We start from the raw sequence: 16,384 nt of genomic DNA, 5'->3' as shown, positions 1-16,384 counted from the left end.
TCTAACTCACCCGCTTGGCCAGTTGGAAATCCATGTATTCGTAAGCAATCTGGTGCGCTTGCCCGGTGTCGAAAGCATCTCCCGACAGCGCGCCGCGCAACCACAAACCGTCAATCAATGCGGCCAGGCCCCGGGCGGCGCTGCGCGCGTCATCGAGCGGCAGCACACGGCGGAACTGACAGCACAGGTTGGAATACAGACGGTGATCGTTGATCCGCTGCAACCTGTGCAAAGACGGGTGGTGCATGCTGGTGGCCCAGAAGGCCAGCCAGGTTTTCATTGCCGGGCCATTGACCTGGCTGGCGTCGAAGTTGCCTTCGATAATCACCTGCAGATGCGCCCGGGGGCTTTCATCTTTCAGCGCCTGACGGCGCAGGGTGACGTTCTCGCTCAGGACACTCATCAGGTACTGCGCCGTGGCAGCGATCAGGCCGTTCTTGTCCTGAAAGTAGTGACTGATGATGCCATTCGAGACACCGGCCAAACGGGCGATCAGCGCAATGCTGGCGTCCCCCATTCCGACCTGATCGACGGCCTGCAAAGTGGCTTCGATCAATTGCTGGCGGCGGATGGGTTGCATACCGACCTTGGGCATCTTGCACATCTCCTTAGGCCTTCCGGTGGACGTGGAACGGCTACCGGGTTGAAGGCCAGTCTATTTTGTTTTGATTGAACGTTCAATCAACAAAGAATAAGATCTGCGACAAATCGTCGCTGCCTACAGATTTTTCCTACATGTAGCGGCGGAAAAAACGACTTCCGAAACTGCTCGAAACCTACGCGCTGCGGCGCTCCAGGGGTTTCGGGCTTTTTTCGGGCTGTCTTTATATCACCCGCCGGTCGGCTGCCCACTAACCGATTGGTCGGGTAACTCGTTTGCCTTGCGTTCTTCTCTCGCACTGCCCGGAGCATCCGTGCCATGAGTTCTGCCTCGCTAATAAAGACCCCACCCGAGAAGGTGACGGTCAACGGTTGGGTGTTTTACACCTCTACCGCGTTGATTCTGTTGTTGACCGCCATTCTGATCATCGCCCCGCAAGAGGCCGGCAGAATGCTGGGTACGGCGCAAGCCTGGTTGTCCCGCAGCTTCGGCTGGTACTACATGGTGGTGATCGCCGCCTACCTGATTTTTGTCGTCGGCTTGGCGTTTTCGTCCTACGGCAAATTGAAACTGGGCAGCAAGGACGACACCCCGGACTTCAGCTACGGCGCCTGGGCGGGGATGCTGTTCTCGTCGGGTATCGGCATCTCGCTGCTGTACTTCGGCGCGTCGGAGCCGCTGGACCACTACTTCAATCCGCCGGAAGGCGTGGCAGGCAGCAACCTCGCGGCACGTCAGGCGGTTCAGCTGACGTTCCTGCACTGGGGCCTGCATGGCTGGGCGATCTACGCGCTGGTGGGGTTGGCCGTGGCGTACTTTGCCTACCGGCATAACCAGCCGCTGGCGTTGCGTTCGGCGTTGTATCCGCTGGTGGGCGAGCGTTGGGTCAAGGGCGCGGCCGGGCATGCGGTGGACGGCTTCGGCATGTTCGTGACCCTGCTGGGGCTGGTGACGAACCTGGGGATTGGTTCGCTGCAAGTGTCGTCGGGGCTGGAAAACCTGTTCGGTATGGAACACAGCAACACCAACCTGCTGATCGTGATCATCGTGATGAGCACCGTGGCGACCATCGCTGCCGTGTCGGGCGTGGAAAACGGCATCCGTCGCCTGTCCAACCTCAACATCGTGCTGTTCAGCGGCCTGCTGATTTTCGTCCTGCTGTTCGGCCCGACCCTGCACCTGCTCAACGGCTTCGTACAGAACGTCGGTGACTACCTGAATGGCGTGGTGCTGAAGACTTTCGACCTCTATGTGTACGAAGGCGACAGTGAGAAGTCCGACCGCTGGCTGGGCCTGTGGACCCTGTTCTACTGGGCCTGGTGGATTTCCTGGGCGCCATTCGTGGGCATGTTCATCGCGCGTATTTCCCGTGGTCGCAGCGTGCGCGAACTGGTAGCCGGCGTGCTGCTGATTCCGCTGGGTTTCACCCTGGCGTGGCTGTCGATCTTCGGTAACTCGGCTTTGGACCTGGTGATGAACCATGGGGCGGTGGAGCTCGGGAAGACGGCGCTGGAACAGCCGTCCATGGCGATCTACCAGTTGCTTGAGCATTACCCGGCGTCGAAGGTTGTGATCGGCGTGTCGATCTTTGTCGGTTTTGTGCTGTTCCTGACCCCGGCGGACTCCGGCGCGGTGATGATGGCCAACCTTTCGTGCAAGGGTGGCAATGTCGATGAGGATGCGCCGCACTGGCTGCGGATCTTCTGGTCGGCGGTGATCACCCTGGTGACCATCGGCCTGCTGTTCGCCGGCAACTTCGAAGCCATGCAAACCATGGTGGTGCTGGCCGGTCTGCCGTTCTCGGTGGTGCTGGTGTTCTTCATGTTCGGCCTGCACAAGGCCATGCGCCAGGACGTGCAGATCGAACAGGAGCAAGCGGAACTGGCGGCACGCGGTCGCCGTGGTTTCAGCGAGCGCTTGACCCAACTGGACCTGCAACCGAGCCAGTCGGTGGTGCAGCGCTTCATGGACAAGCACGTGAGCCCGGCGCTGGAAGATGCGACGGCGCAAATGCGTGCTCAAGGTTTGCAAGTGCAGACACTGCTGGGTAAGTCCAAGCGCTGCATGGGCGTACGGGTGGAGATGGAAGAGGGCAACCCTTTCGTCTACGAAGTGAGCCTGGACGGCTACCTGGCCACGCCGACCGAGTCGGCGCAGGTCGATGAGGTGCGGGCCGATGAAGCGCGTCAGCGTTTCTATCGCGCCGAGGTGTACCTGCACAACGGCAGCCAGGACTACGACTTGATGGGTTTCACCCAGGATCAGATCACCCGTGACGTGCTCGATCAGTTTGAAAGCCATCGGCAGCTCCTCGGCCGGGTTTATAGCTAAGGTGTGAGTGGCGCGGTGTTTCAGTCAGAAGCACCGCGTCGCATTCTTCGCGAGCAGGCTCGCTCCCACAGGGGAATGCATTCCAAGGTGGGAGCGAGCCTGCTCGCGAAGGGGTCATCAGCATCAAAGCTGCATTACCCGATATCCCATAAACAAAAACGCCGCGATTCTCTCGCGGCGTTTTTGCATCTGTTGCCTTACCCCAGGTTCTTGCCGAGCAGTGCGTGATACAGCTCGCTGTCGCCAAGGATCCCCACCACCTTGTTGTTATCGTGCAGCACCAGTTTGTTGCCGGTCTGATAACGAATCTGCAACGCGTCGCGCATGCCGATGCTGGAGTCCACCAGAGTCGGCTTGCGTTCCAGGCCTTCAACGGCTTGCCCCGGCATCCAGTTCTGCAGGTCCATGTTCGAACCGTTCTTGCGTGCGCCTTTGATGGTGTTGCCTTCAGCCAGGTCCAGCCACGAATCGCCGCCCGGATCGAGGCATACCGAACCGTTGATGCGTTTGCAGTTGTCCAGGCTGCGCATCAGGCTGCGGCCGCACAGCACGTTCAGCGGGTTGGTGTGGGCTACGAAGGTCCGCACGTAGTCGTCCGCCGGGTTGAGGACGATTTCTTCCGGTTTGCTGTACTGGATGATCCGGCCGTCCTTCATGATCGCGATACGGCTGCCAAGTTTCAGCGCTTCATCAAGGTCGTGGCTCACGAAGACGATGGTCTTGTGCAGCTTGCGTTGCAGTTCCAGCAGTTCGTCTTGCAGGCCCTGGCGGATCAGCGGGTCGAGTGCCGAGAACGGTTCGTCCATCAGCAGAATGTCGGCGTCCATCGCCAGTGCGCGAGCCAGGCCCACGCGTTGTTGCATACCACCGGACAGCTCGTTGGGTTTCTTGTTGCGCCACTGGGTCAGGCCCACCAGCTCAAGCTTGTCATCCACCAGTTTGCGCCGTTCTTTCTCGGGACGACCCTGCATCTCCAGGCCGAAGCTGATGTTTTCGCGAACGGTTAACCAGGGCATCAGGGCGAACTTCTGGAACACCATCGCGATGCGCTTGGTGCGCATCATTTTCAGTTCTGCCGGCGTGCACGAGGCAATGTCGATCTGCTTGCCTTCGTGCTCGACGAACAGCTTGCCGCGGCTGACGGTGTTGAGGCCGTTGATGCAGCGCAGCAGGCTGGACTTGCCGGAGCCGGACAGGCCCATCAGTACGCAGATTTCACCTTTTTCGATATCCAGGCTGGCCTTTTCGACCCCCACGATCTGCCCGGTCTTTTTCAGGATCTCGTTACGGGTCATGCCTTGATCCAGCAGCTTGAGCGCCTCGCGTGGATCCTTGGAGAAGATAACGTCAACGTTCTCGAAGCGAATAATGCTCATGCGTCACCCCCTACTTTGGCGTCGGGTTGTTTGCAGATACGGTCGAGCATGATCGCCAGCAGTACGATCGCCAGGCCTGCTTCGAAGCCCAAGGCGATATCAGCAGTGTTCAGTGCGTTGACCACCGGTTTGCCCAGGCCATCGGCGCCCACCAGTGCCGCAATCACCACCATCGAAAGGGACAGCATGATGCACTGGGTGATACCGGCCGCGATGCTTGGCATGGCGTGGGGCAGTTCGATTCGCGAGAGCAGCTGATGTCGCGAGCAGCCAAAGGCCTTGCCGGCGTCCATCAATTCTTCCGGAACATCGCGGATACCCAGGTAGGTCAGGCGGATAGGCGCGGCAATCGCGAACACCACCGTGGAGATCAGGCCCGGGACCACACCCAGTCCGAAGAGGGTGAGGGTAGGAATGAGGTACACGAAGGTCGGTACGGTCTGCATCAGATCGAGTACCGGACGCATTACAGTATAGAACATCGGCTTGTGCGCGGCGACGATGCCCAATGGCACACCGATGAGCACGCAGACCAGGGTGGCGAACAGCACCTGGGCGAGGGTTTCCATGGTTTCCTGCCAGTACCCCAGATTGAGGATCAGCAGAAAGGAGGCAACGACAAATGCGGTCAGACCCCATTTGCGTTGAATGAAGTGTGCCAGTAGTGCGATCAGGCCGATCAATGCCAGCGGGTTGAACCAGGTCAGCGCAAACGTCACGCCGTGGATCATCGTTTCCAGTGTCACGGCGATGGCGTCGAAGGTGTTGGCGCCGTGTTGCGTCAACCATTCAACGAAGCCTGCGATGTACTGGCCTAAGGGTATTTTCTGATCAATCAGCATGGTAGTGAACGTCCGCATGCAAGGTAATTAACAGCCCGGACAGGCGAACCTGCCCGGCATAAACGATGCTCCCTAATTCAAGGCGTCAGTTTGGCTTTCACGGCCTCCAGGCCAGGTTTACCGTCAATGGTGGTCACGCCAGCGAGCCAGGTATCGAGCACCTGTGGATTCTTTTTCAGCCAGGCCTTGGCGGCCGCGTCAGGCTTCATCTTGTCGTCCAGGATGTTGCCCATCAGTTCGCTTTCCATGTCGACGGTGAACTCCAGGTTCTTGAGCAACTGGCCGACGTTGCTGCACTCCTGCGCATAGCCCTTGCGGGTGTTGGTCGCCACGGTGGCGGCACCGAAATCCGGGCCGAAGAAGTCATCACCACCGGTCAGGTATTGAATCTTGAAGCGCTTGTTCATCGGGTGCGGCGCCCAGCCGAGGAATACCACGGCGGTGTCGCGTTTCTGTGCACGGTCGACCTGCGACAGCATGCCGGCTTCGGAGGATTCGACGACTTTGAAACCGGCGGTCTTCAGGCCGAAGGCATCCTTGTCGATCATGCTCTGGATCAGGCGATTGCCGTCGTTGCCAGGCTCGATGCCGTAGATCTTGCCGTCGAGCTCTTTCTTGAATTTGGCGATATCGGCGAAGTCATGCAGGCCCTTGTCGTACAGCGCCTGAGGGACGGCGAGGGTGTACTTGGCGCCCTTGAGGTTGGTGCGCACGGTTTCCACGGTGCCGGCATCGCGGTAGGCCTTGATGTCGTTTTCCATGGTCGGCATCCAGTTGCCCAGGAACACGTCCATGTTCTTGCCGTCGGCCAGGGACTTGTAGGTCACGGGCACGGAAATCATGGTGGTCTTGGTCTTGTAGCCGAGGGCGTTGAGCACGACGCTGGTGGTCGCGGTAGTCGCGGTGATGTCGGTCCAGCCGACATCGGAGAAGTTTACGGTGCTGCATTGGGCCGGTTCTGCGGCTTGCGCCAGAACCGGCAGACTAAGCATGGCGGCCAACAACAACGACGGGGAACCTTTCATGGATGGACTCCTTGGTGTTTTTTTTGGCAGTGTTCCGACTGGACCACCGCACTTATAGGTTGCGGTTGGATGGCGTTCTGGAGACAGCTCTACCGCGGCGCCTTGCAATCGAGTCGATATGATCATGTACCAGTGAAAATCTGACGCCTACAGGGTGCGTCGTATCCAGTACAGGGATGGTCGCATCCAGTGTCGGTGACGTCGTTTACAGATTTTTTCAGCCCGTTTTCTCCCTCTGAACCGCAAAAAAACGGCGAAAACACGGCGTAAAAGACACGCGGCGCTGGTGGGCATGAGTGCGTCGGTTAGAGACGTCGAACAACTGGATAAAAGCTTGATGATGCGGTCATCTCGGCGGATTGCAGCTTGAGCGTAGCAGCTCCGTCACCGTGCGCTTTCGCGTGCGCAGTGGGCCCATCCAGGAGTTCGGCAGTAATGGCTATCAGTGTTTTCGACCTGTTCAAAATCGGCATCGGCCCTTCCAGTTCACACACCGTGGGGCCCATGCGGGCGGCGGCGTTGTTTGTGCAGGGCCTGCGCGAGCGCGGGCTGCTTGAGCAGGTGCGGCGTGTCGAAGTCCAGCTGTTTGGCTCGTTGTCGGCCACCGGTATCGGCCACGGCAGCGACAATGCCGTGATCATGGGCCTGATGGGCGAGTGGCCGGATGCGATCGATCCGTCGCAAATCGGCATTCGTATCGCCACCCTGCGCGAGACCGATACGCTGCTGCTCGACAGTCGCTTGCCGGTGCCCTTCATCTGGGCCCGGGACATGCGCCTGATCGACGAGAACCTGCCATTCCACCCCAACGCCATGACCCTGATTGTCGAGGGTGATGACGGCGAGTTGTATCGCGACACCTACTATTCGGTCGGCGGCGGTTTTGTCGTCGATGAGGCTCAGGCCTCCAGCGGTGTCGTCGACCTCGACCGCACTGTGTTGCCTTATGACTTTTCCAGCGCTGCCGAGCTGCTGGAGCTATGTAAAAAGCACAATCTGCGCGTAGCTGAATTAATGATGGCTAACGAGAGGGTGTGGCGCAGCGAGGACGAAATCCGCAGCGGCCTGATGAAGCTCTGGCGCGCCATGCAGGATTGCGTCGAACAGGGCCTCAAACACGAAGGCATCCTGCCCGGTGGGCTGAACGTACGCCGCCGCGCGGCCAAGCTGCATCGCAGCCTGCAGGAACTGAACAAACCCAACGTGATCGGCTCGACCTTGAGCGCCATGGAATGGGTCAACCTGTTCGCCCTGGCGGTCAACGAAGAAAATGCCGCCGGCGGGCGCATGGTTACGGCACCGACCAACGGCGCGGCGGGGATCATTCCGGCGGTGCTGCACTACTTCATGAAATTCAGCGAGGCCGTGACCGACGCCAATGTCGTCGACTACTTCCTCGGCGCGGCGGCGGTGGGAATCCTGTGCAAGAAGAACGCCTCGATCTCCGGTGCCGAAGTCGGTTGCCAGGGCGAAGTCGGTTCGGCCTGCGCGATGGCGGCGGCGGGGCTGGCGGAAATCCTTGGCGCCACACCAGAGCAGTTGTGCAACGCGGCGGAGATCGGTCTGGAGCACAACCTCGGCCTGACCTGCGACCCGGTGGGCGGGCTGGTCCAGGTGCCGTGCATCGAGCGCAACGCGATTGCCGCGGTGAAGGCGATCAACGCCGCGCAAATGGCATTGCGCGGTGATGGCCAGCACTTTATTTCGCTGGATCGGGTGATCCGCACCATGCGCGATACCGGTGCCGACATGCATGACAAATATAAGGAGACATCGCGGGGTGGGTTGGCGGTGAGTGCGGTGGAGTGTTGAGATCGCATCGACCCCTCGCCACAGCAGACCAGTCAAAACTGCGCGCTAAGTGAACATCCGCTCGAAAACGCGCCACCTTTTGGCGCGTCGCTCACAGATAAATCGTCTTGCCACTGATCGGGGGCCAACCGGCCTTCGACCGCCTGTCACCCGTGCCTGCGGTGACACTCCTTTCCATCGCGGCGCAACGCCGTTCCCACAAGTGCTACCGAATTGCTCACGGCTTGTGGGCCGGGGCGCTTGCCAGTCCTGATGGCCATTTAAATCCCCCTGCCTTGCAAGACATATGTAGACACATTCCGACGTCGTTTTTAGGAGTTATTGAACGCGCATTCAAATTTAGGCATGGCAATTGCTCTGTCATTACAAAGCCCGTCTCCCACGCGAGAACGATGGCAATAAAAAGAGCCTCCGCCTGAGGCCATCACCCGCTTTGTGTGAGGAGATACCGCGATGACGACGTTCAACTCCGGGGCCCAACCCCAGAACCGTGCGCCTCAATCCATCGGCTTTCTGCTGCTGGACAATTTCACGCTGATTTCTCTGGCCTCCGCAGTGGAACCCCTGCGCATGGCCAACCAATTGTCCGGTCGCGAGCTGTATCGCTGGACCACCCTCACCGTCGATGGCGGCCAGGTCTGGGCCAGTGACGGCCTGCAGATCACCCCCGACGCCTCCATGCACAAAGCCCCGCCAATGGACACCGTCATCGTCTGCGGCGGTATCGGCATCCAGCGCACTGTTACCCGCGAACACGTGTCATGGCTGCAAAGCCAGGCCCGCCAGTCCCGCCGCCTCGGCGCGGTGTGCACCGGCAGCTGGGCCCTGGCCTGCGCCGGCCTGCTCGATGGTTTTGATTGCAGTGTGCACTGGGAATGTCTGGCAGCGATGCAGGAAGCTTTCCCGCGTGTAGCGATGAGCACCCGCTTGTTCACCCTCGACCGTAACCGTTTCACCAGCTCCGGCGGCACCGCGCCGCTGGACATGATGCTGCACTTGATCAGCCGCGATCACGGTCGTGAGCTATCGGCGGCCATTTCGGAAATGTTCGTCTACGAGCGCATCCGCAACGAGCAGGATCACCAGCGTGTGCCGCTCAAGCACATGCTCGGCACCAACCAGCCGAAGTTGCAGGAAATCGTCGCGTTGATGGAGGCCAACCTCGAAGAACCGATCGATCTGGACGAACTGGCAGTGTATGTCGCGGTGTCCCGTCGTCAGCTCGAGCGGCTGTTCCAGAAATACCTGCACTGCTCGCCGTCGCGTTACTACCTCAAGCTGCGCCTGATCCGTGCGCGCCAGCTGCTCAAGCAAACGCCGATGTCGATCATCGAAGTGGCGTCGGTCTGTGGCTTCGTGTCCACGCCGCACTTCTCCAAGTGCTACCGCGAATACTTCGGCATTCCGCCGCGTGACGAGCGCGTAGGGTCCAACACCACCCAGCAAGTGGCAATGATGCCTTTGCCACAGGCGCTGGTGCTGTCACCGTTGTCCGGCCCGTTGTCGGCGCTGAGCCAGGCGCGCAATGAGTCGACGTTTGCCAGTGTAAGGCTCTAGACCGAGGCGCTGCATTCGCGAGCAAGCCCGCTCCCACATTTGATCTGTGTCGTTCACAGAACCAATGTGGGAGCGGCGGTGCGGCGATCCGACTTGCTCGCGAAGGCTTTTTATCGGCCTGTGTGGCTCTGCTGATACTCCGCCAACGCAGGCAACAACTGCTTGTCGATCGCCTGGCGTACCGCCGGCAAAATGGTCGCGCTGCTGGTGTACATCTGCTTGACCATGGTCCGCAGCGTCATCGCCCGCACATCGTTCAAACCCCGTACCGCGCATTCGCAAGCTTGCTCGGCGGTGGCGCCGGTGGGCACTTCGAATCCCAACGACTTGAGCTGGCCCAACAGGTCTTCCTGGTCTATCAAATCGGCGTGCATCATGACGCAATCCTTCTTCAGGGAACGGTGTCGTGGTTCGATTCTGGTGGGGGTGCCGGGTGTCGGCAAGGGCGAATTGTCGCAATGGCTCAATTGGTTATGAACATGTCGTTTTCGGCTAACCTGGTTCGCGGGGGAGTGGGCACACTGGACTCAGCTCGCTTCACGAAGGTTTGGTCACCCTCGCACGGCAGCTCCTCAACAGTACCCTCTGCCTCGATCCTGTCACGGCTTGATCGGGGCTTTTTTTTGCTTGTGAATCGGTGAGTTATGCAGTGACTGGGCCGACGCCTTCGCGAGCAGGCTCGCTCCCCCATTCAACCGCGTTCCCATGGGAGAACCCGATCAACTGTGGGAGCGAGCCTGCTCGCGATGAACGATGATGCGGTCTAGCGCTGTAACACCAGAATCCGCGACAACAACTCATCCCGGTCCACATAGCAGCCCTGGAAATGCCGTGCCCCGGTGGCGGGGTCGAAGGCGTTGCGGGCATGCAGGGTGCGGCGGTTGTCGAAGCACCACAGCTCCCCGGGATTGAGCCGCTGCATCAACCTGAATCGAGGCTCGCGGGTCATCGCGATAAAGCGCCGATAGGCGTGGTAGAGCTTGGGCATTTGCTCCGCCGAGGCATCGAACGGCCCGCGCAGAAAGTTCGCCATGCGGATTTCCGACACCTGCCCCAAGGCATCCAGGGCAATGATCGGTGCCAGGCAGCGGTAGTCGCTGTGACGGTCCTTGTTGCGAAACTCCACGGGGATTTCGCAGAGGCTTTTGAAAGCCTCCGGATCTTCCCGGCGCAAGGCGTCGGCAATGGCAAAACCATCGACAAAAACGCTCTCGCCACCCTCGGCGTCATTGACCAGGCAATGCAGGAATTGCAGCCCCGGTTGCAACTCCCGGGTCGGCAAATCGCTGTGCAGCGGCAGGTTGAAGGCGGTGTAGGCGTTGCTGTCGGCGTCGGCCTTGGATTGCACATTGAACAGCACGCCGAAATTGCTCTCGCGGATGAAGGAAATGCGTTGGGCGATCAGCTTCAGAGAACCGGGTTCGGTGGGCACGCCTCGGACCTGGGTCAATCCGACATCCCGTACTGCCAATAACCATTGCAACAAGGCGTCGGAGTCGTTCATCAGTGCTTGATACTCGAACACTGGCAGCTGTAAATCGCTGTGCCAGAGCCTGGCTTTTGGCTTGCGTGCCTGACGCTCGGCGCGGGACTCGTCGTCATAGGCGTGGGCGCGCAGCCAGCCGGGGTCGAAGCGGCTGCTGTGACCGTCCTGCCAGTCAACCGACAGGCAACCTTCGGTGTCGATGTGCACTTGTTCAGGCGTCAGGTCTTGAGCCACATCGACGATTTCCAGCACTTGTTCGCGGGTCACGGTGTAGACGCACTGCGGGCACGGGCAGTTATCCCGCAGCCATTGATGGTGGAAAGGGCTGACACGATTGTCGGCCCACTTCACCAGAACACGGTCCGCCAGGGTCTGCACGCCAGTCAACGCGCTGATCAACGGATAGGTACGAAAGTCGGCAAATGCAGCGGCGGTGTTCATGGTGATCTCCTTGTTATTTTTTTGGCGGTAATGCGATCACTCGGCCAATATAGTCGGGCATTGGCAGGTCCGCCTGTTCGGCGATGATGGCTTGCAGTCGGCTCAAGGACAGTTCGCTGAACGGCGCCGAACGCGGCCCGGCGAGATCCACGTGCAGCAGCATCTGTTCGTTGCCAGCAAGTTCCTGGGCATCACCGACCAGGTGCAGGCTGTGATAGAGGTGCACGCGTTTGCTGTCGTGGGCGATGATTTGGGTGTGCACTTCGACCTGGGCGTCGAGCTTCACTTCGTGCAGGTAATTGAGGTGCAGTTCGAGGGTGAACAGCGAGTTGCCGCTGGCCTCGCGGCTGTTGCTGTCCAGGCCCAGGCGATCCATCAGGGCATCGGTGGCGTAGCTGAAAATCAGCAAGTAGAAGGCGTCGCGCAGGTGGCCGTTGTAGTCGACCCAGTCGGGGATGATGGTGGTTTGGTAGGTGGTGAGGGTGGGCATGGTTTCTGATCCAATTTGTGTGGTGACTGGACTGCCGCTATCGCGAGCAAGCTCGCTCCCACAGTGATTTGCAGTGTGAATACAATCTATGTCACTCAGCAGATCCCCTGTGGGAGCGAGCTTGCTCGCGATGGGGCCAGTGCTGCTGGCCCAAAGCCTGGGGGTTACTCGGCGAAAGCCATCCCATGCTTCTCTTTGGTGGTCTTCACCGCTTCCAGCACCGCCAGCAGGCAGTCATCACGATAGCGCTCCAGCGCCGAAATGCTGTGTTTGCCCAGTTGATCGCTGGTGCCATCGACCACATCGTCGATCAGTTTGTCGGTCAGCTCCGGCGCCGGCAAGTAGGTCCACGGCAACTGCAACGCCGGGCCGAACTGGGCCATGAAGTGGCGCATGCCGGCATCGCCACCGGCCAGGGTGTAGGTCAGGAACGTGCCCATGAACGACCAGCGCAAGCCCGCGCCGAAGCGGATCGCATCGTCGATTTCGCCGGTGGTCGCCACGCCGTCGTTGACCAGGTGCAGCGCCTCACGCCACAGCGCTTCGAGCAGGCGGTCGGCGATGAAACCCGGTACTTCCTTGCGCACGTGCAGCGGGCGCATCCCCAGGGATTCATAGACCTTCATCGCCGCTTGCACTGCTTCAGGGGCGGTGTTTTTGCCGCCGACCACTTCCACCAACGGCAGCAGGTAAACCGGGTTGAACGGGTGACCGACCACGCAACGTTCCGGGTGCGTGGCACTCTCGTAGAACTCGCTCGGCAGCAGGCCAGAGGTGCTGGAACCGATCAATGCATTGGGCTTGGCCGCCGCGCTGATTTTACTGTGCAGGTCCAGTTTCAGCTCCAGCCGTTCCGGGGCGCTCTCCTGGATGAAATCGGCATCGCGCACGCACTCTTCGATGGTCGCGACAAAGCGCAGGCGATCCTGCGATGCACCCGGCGCCAGGCCTTGTTTCTCCAACGCGCCCCAGGCACTGGCGACGCGTTTGCGCAAGGCGGCTTCGGCGCCGGGGGCCGGGTCCCAGGCCACTACATCCAGGCCATGGGCGAGGGCGCGGGACACCCAACCGCTGCCGATGACACCGCTGCCTAACGCTGCGAAGGTTTTGATTTCGGTGATAAAGCTCATGGCAATTTCCTGAATTTGGCTCGGAAAAAACTGTGGGAGCGAGCCTGCTCGCGATGACGTCGGTACATCCGATGCATCAATTGAGGCAGGTAAACCGCTATCGCGAGCGGGCTCGCTCCCACAGGGGGAAAGTGTGTAAGGGTCAACCGCGCTTGGTCAGGCCCATTTTTGCCCGGCCTTCAGCCGGGGTCAGGACGCGGGCGCCGAGCCGGCTAAGGATTTCGCCAGCACGTTCGACCAGTTGGCCGTTGGTCGCCAGCACGCCCTTGTCCAGCCACAGGTTGTCTTCCAGCCCGACCCGTACGTTGCCGCCGAGCAACACCGCTTGCGCCGCCATCGGCATCTGCATGCGACCGATACCGAAGCCGGCCCAAACCGCGTCGGCCGGCAGGTTGTCGACCATGGCTTTCATGGTGGTGGTGTCCGCCGGAGCGCCCCAAGGGATACCCAGGCACAGCTGGAACAACGGGTTATCCAGCAGGCCTTCCTTGATCATCTGCTTGGCGAACCACAGGTGGCCGGTGTCGAAGATTTCCAGCTCGGCTTTCACGCCCAGTTCCTGGATGCGTTTGGCGCCAGCGCGCAGCTGGGCCGGGGTGGAGACGTAAATGGTGTCACCGTCGCCGAAGTTCAGGGTGCCGCAGTCGAGGGTGCAGATTTCCGGCAGCAGTTCTTCGACGTGGGCCAGGCGGGTCAACGGGCCGACCAGGTCGGTGTTCGGGCCGAACTCCATCGGATTTTCACCGGCACCGATTTCCAGGTCGCCGCCCATGCCGGCGGTGAGGTTGACGATGATGTCGACGTCCGCCTCGCGGATGCGCTCCATCACTTCGCGGTACAGCGCCACGTCACGGCTGAACTTGCCGGTTTGCGGGTCGCGCACATGGCAGTGAACCACGGTGGCACCGGCCTTGGCGGCTTCCACGGCGGCAGCGGCGATTTGTTTCGGGGTGACCGGCACGTGGGGGCTCTTGCTGGTCGTGTCGCCAGCACCGGTGAGTGCGCAGGTGATGATGACGTCGTGGTTCATTTGGCGGTTCCTTACAGGCGAGTTTTTGGCTTTGGCCAGGCGTGGTGGTCCCGTTCGCAGCCCGTTGGGGCTGCGAGTCGGTGGTTCGTTCGGTTTATTTACTGGTCAGTTTCAGGTTTTCAGCGGCCGGTTTGCCATCGAAGGTGGTGACGCCTTCAAGCCAGCGTTTTTTGTCCTGCGGGTGATCCTTGATCCATTGCTTGGCCGACTCGAAAGCGTCCTTGTGATCCAGCAGCGGCTGCATCATCCGGCTCTCGTCTTCGGCGGTGAATGTCAGGTTGCTCAGCAGACGACCGATGTTCGGACATTGTTCGGTGTATGTCGGCGCGGTGACGGTCCACACGGTGGCCTTGCCTTCGTTCGGGCCGAGGGCGTCGTCGCTGCCGGTGAGGTAGGTCATCTTGACGTTGACGTTCATCGGGTGCGGCGCCCAGCCGAAGAACACCACGGCTTCGTTGCGACGTACGGCGCGATCCACGGCGGCAAGCATGCCGGCTTCGCTGGATTCGACCAGCTGGAACTTGCCGAGGCCGAACTGGTTCTTGGAGATCATCGCCTTGATCTGGGTGTTGGCGCCCGAGCCAGGCTCGATGCCGTAGATCTTGCCACCCAGTTCTTTTTCAAACTTGGCGATGTCCGCGAAGGTTTTCAGGCCCTTGTCGGCGAGGTAGGTCGGCACGGCGAGGGTCGCGCGGGCGTCCTGCAGGCTTGGCGCTTCAAGCACCTTGACCTGTTTGGCGTCGACGAACGGGGTGATGGTCTGGGTCATCAGCGGGTTCCAGTAGCCGAGGAACAGGTCCAGACGCTGGTCGCGGATCCCGGCGAAGATGATTTGCTGGGAGGCGCTGGTTTGTTTGGTGTTGTAGCCGAGGCCATCGAGCAATACCTGGGTCATGGCACTGGTGGCGATCACGTCGGTCCAGTTCACTACACCCATGCGCACGTTCTGGCATGCGGCGGGTTCGGCGGCCATGACACTGGCGCTCAGCAAAGCGGTACCACTGAGTGCAAGAACACAGCTGCTGATCAGTCGTTTCATCTCAGGTTCCTCGGCAGTTCGTTTATTGTGAGTTCCGGTGTCTGGTGCGCCGGTGATGCCAAGTTACGCAGCAAAGCACCGATGGAAGCGCACTGCGGCGACCAGCTCTTGCACTGCAGCGACCTGTGCTCTTGAATGCCGCTCGCAACTGGCGTATCAACATCTCTACGCTGCCCGCCCTCTCGTTACCTTGCCTCTTGTTACCTGCTAAGCGAGTGCGCTCCATGTCCCAGGATTTCTACTTCTTGTTGATGCCGGGTTTCTCGGCCATCGGATTTATCTCGGCCATCGAGCCGTTGCGGGTCGCCAATCGCTTTCGCGGCGAGCTGTATCGCTGGCATGTGCTGAGCGCGGATGGCGGGGCGGTGCTGGCCAGTAACGGCATGTCGGTCAACGCCGATGCGGCGCTGGAGCCGCTCAAGAAAGGCGCGACACTGCTGGTGGTCGCCGGTTTCGAACCCCTGAAGTTCACCACCCCAGCACTGGAACACTGGCTGCGCCGGCTGGACAACGAAGGCGTGACCCTCGGCGCCATCGACACCGGCAGTTTCATCCTCGCGGAAGCCGGCCTGCTCGATGGCCATCGCCTGACCCTGCACTGGGAAGCCATTGACGCCTTCAAGGAATCCTATCCACAGCTCAGCGTCACCCAGGAGCTGTTCGAGATCGACCGCCGTCGCATCACCTCCGCCGGCGGCACCGCCTCTATTGATCTGATGCTGGATCTGATCGCCCAGGCCCACGGCCCCGATCTGGCGATCCAGGTCAGCGAGCAATTCGTGCTCGGCCGCATCCGCCCGCGCAAAGACCACCAGCGCATGGAAGTCGCCACGCGTTACGGCATCAGCAACAAGAAACTGGTGCATGTGATCGGTGAGATGGAACAGCACAGCGAACCGCCGCTGAGCACGCTGGAACTGGCGGAATCGATCAAGGTGACGCGGCGACAGCTGGAGCGCCTGTTTCGCCTGCATCTGAACGACACACCGAGTAATTTCTACCTGCGCTTACGGCTGGAAAAGGCCCGGCAGTTGTTGCGCCAGACGGACATGAGCGTGCTGGAGGTGAGCATTGCCTGCGGATTTGAATCGCCGTCGTACTTCACCCGCAGTTATCGGGCGAAGTATGATCGGTGCCCGCGGGAGGATCGGCGCAGTGTTGGCGGTCGGCAAGGTGCCGGTGTGCCGCAACCCCCGCCCACAGAGGCACCGGTTATTTAGTGTT

The 16,384-nt window shown here is 60.5% G+C and carries 14 protein-coding genes; 4 read left to right on the top strand and 10 right to left on the bottom strand.

The genetic code is table 11. The annotated features are described in order from the left end of the window. Nucleotide 1 precedes the first annotated feature (1 nt). Nucleotides 2–595, bottom strand: coding sequence for a transcriptional regulator BetI (betI, locus tag AC3IT9_RS27055; protein WP_150725112.1), 594 nt, complete (start codon nucleotides 593–595; stop codon nucleotides 2–4). A gap of 381 nt (nucleotides 596–976) precedes the next feature. Between betI and AC3IT9_RS27050 the strand changes: the two genes are divergently transcribed. Beyond that, nucleotides 977–2,932, top strand: coding sequence for a BCCT family transporter (locus AC3IT9_RS27050; protein ID WP_224789678.1), 1,956 nt, complete (start codon nucleotides 977–979; stop codon nucleotides 2,930–2,932). 197 nt (nucleotides 2,933–3,129) lie between these two features. On the opposite strand, the gene choV is transcribed toward AC3IT9_RS27050, so the two are convergent. The 3 genes from choV to AC3IT9_RS27035 form a co-directional block, all read right to left on the bottom strand. Then, nucleotides 3,130–4,308, bottom strand: a complete 1,179-nt coding sequence (gene choV, locus AC3IT9_RS27045; protein WP_150725115.1) for a choline ABC transporter ATP-binding protein — start codon at nucleotides 4,306–4,308, stop codon at nucleotides 3,130–3,132. Further along, entirely contained in the window at nucleotides 4,305–5,150 is an 846-nt protein-coding gene (gene choW / locus AC3IT9_RS27040; RefSeq protein ID WP_150725116.1) for a choline ABC transporter permease subunit, read from the bottom strand. Before choW ends, choV begins: the two co-directional genes overlap by 4 nt. Nucleotides 5,151–5,227: 77 nt before the next feature. Continuing rightward, nucleotides 5,228–6,175 carry a choline ABC transporter substrate-binding protein gene (locus AC3IT9_RS27035; RefSeq protein WP_056726557.1) on the bottom strand — a complete coding sequence of 316 codons (948 nt, stop codon included), beginning with the start codon at nucleotides 6,173–6,175 and terminating at the stop codon, nucleotides 5,228–5,230. 435 nt (nucleotides 6,176–6,610) lie between these two features. Between AC3IT9_RS27035 and AC3IT9_RS27030 the strand changes: the two genes are divergently transcribed. Together AC3IT9_RS27030 and gbdR are read left to right on the top strand one after the other, a co-directional pair. Beyond that, a complete protein-coding gene (locus AC3IT9_RS27030; protein ID WP_489271398.1) occupies nucleotides 6,611–7,987 on the top strand; it encodes an L-serine ammonia-lyase in 1,377 nt (458 codons plus the stop codon). A gap of 453 nt (nucleotides 7,988–8,440) precedes the next feature. Continuing rightward, nucleotides 8,441–9,544, top strand: a complete 1,104-nt coding sequence (gene gbdR / locus AC3IT9_RS27025; RefSeq protein ID WP_007975492.1) for a choline metabolism transcriptional regulator GbdR — start codon at nucleotides 8,441–8,443, stop codon at nucleotides 9,542–9,544. A 110-nt stretch (nucleotides 9,545–9,654) separates the two neighbouring features. Here gbdR and AC3IT9_RS27020 read toward each other — a convergent pair whose 3' ends face one another. The 6 genes from AC3IT9_RS27020 to AC3IT9_RS26995 form a co-directional block, all read right to left on the bottom strand. Beyond that, nucleotides 9,655–9,921 carry a hypothetical protein gene (locus AC3IT9_RS27020; RefSeq protein ID WP_007995656.1) on the bottom strand — a complete coding sequence of 89 codons (267 nt, stop codon included), beginning with the start codon at nucleotides 9,919–9,921 and terminating at the stop codon, nucleotides 9,655–9,657. A 386-nt stretch (nucleotides 9,922–10,307) separates the two neighbouring features. Further along, nucleotides 10,308–11,471: a gamma-butyrobetaine dioxygenase gene (locus AC3IT9_RS27015; protein ID WP_489271397.1), complete on the bottom strand. Its 1,164-nt coding sequence runs from the start codon at nucleotides 11,469–11,471 to the stop codon at nucleotides 10,308–10,310. Between the two features lie 13 nt (nucleotides 11,472–11,484). Beyond that, nucleotides 11,485–11,961: a thioesterase family protein gene (locus AC3IT9_RS27010; protein ID WP_150725120.1), complete on the bottom strand. Its 477-nt coding sequence runs from the start codon at nucleotides 11,959–11,961 to the stop codon at nucleotides 11,485–11,487. A gap of 164 nt (nucleotides 11,962–12,125) precedes the next feature. Next, nucleotides 12,126–13,091 carry an L-carnitine dehydrogenase gene (locus AC3IT9_RS27005; protein WP_150725121.1) on the bottom strand — a complete coding sequence of 322 codons (966 nt, stop codon included), beginning with the start codon at nucleotides 13,089–13,091 and terminating at the stop codon, nucleotides 12,126–12,128. A gap of 142 nt (nucleotides 13,092–13,233) precedes the next feature. Next, a complete protein-coding gene (cdhC, locus tag AC3IT9_RS27000; RefSeq protein ID WP_150725122.1) occupies nucleotides 13,234–14,121 on the bottom strand; it encodes a 3-dehydrocarnitine:acetyl-CoA trimethylamine transferase CdhC in 888 nt (295 codons plus the stop codon). A gap of 94 nt (nucleotides 14,122–14,215) precedes the next feature. Then, the gene (locus tag AC3IT9_RS26995; RefSeq protein WP_489271396.1) at nucleotides 14,216–15,160 is read right to left on the bottom strand and encodes a choline ABC transporter substrate-binding protein; all 945 of its coding nucleotides are present in this window, start codon (nucleotides 15,158–15,160) and stop codon (nucleotides 14,216–14,218) included. Nucleotides 15,161–15,384: 224 nt separating this feature from the next. On the opposite strand from AC3IT9_RS26995, the gene AC3IT9_RS26990 reads away from it, so the two are divergent. Continuing rightward, nucleotides 15,385–16,380, top strand: a complete 996-nt coding sequence (locus tag AC3IT9_RS26990; RefSeq protein ID WP_489271395.1) for a GlxA family transcriptional regulator — start codon at nucleotides 15,385–15,387, stop codon at nucleotides 16,378–16,380. Nucleotides 16,381–16,384 lie beyond the last annotated feature (4 nt).

This window comes from Pseudomonas sp. KH_046_1 (genome assembly GCF_057839025.1).
Note: the sequence above shows the minus strand (reverse complement) of the source record. Positions and strands in the feature narration are given on the sequence as shown.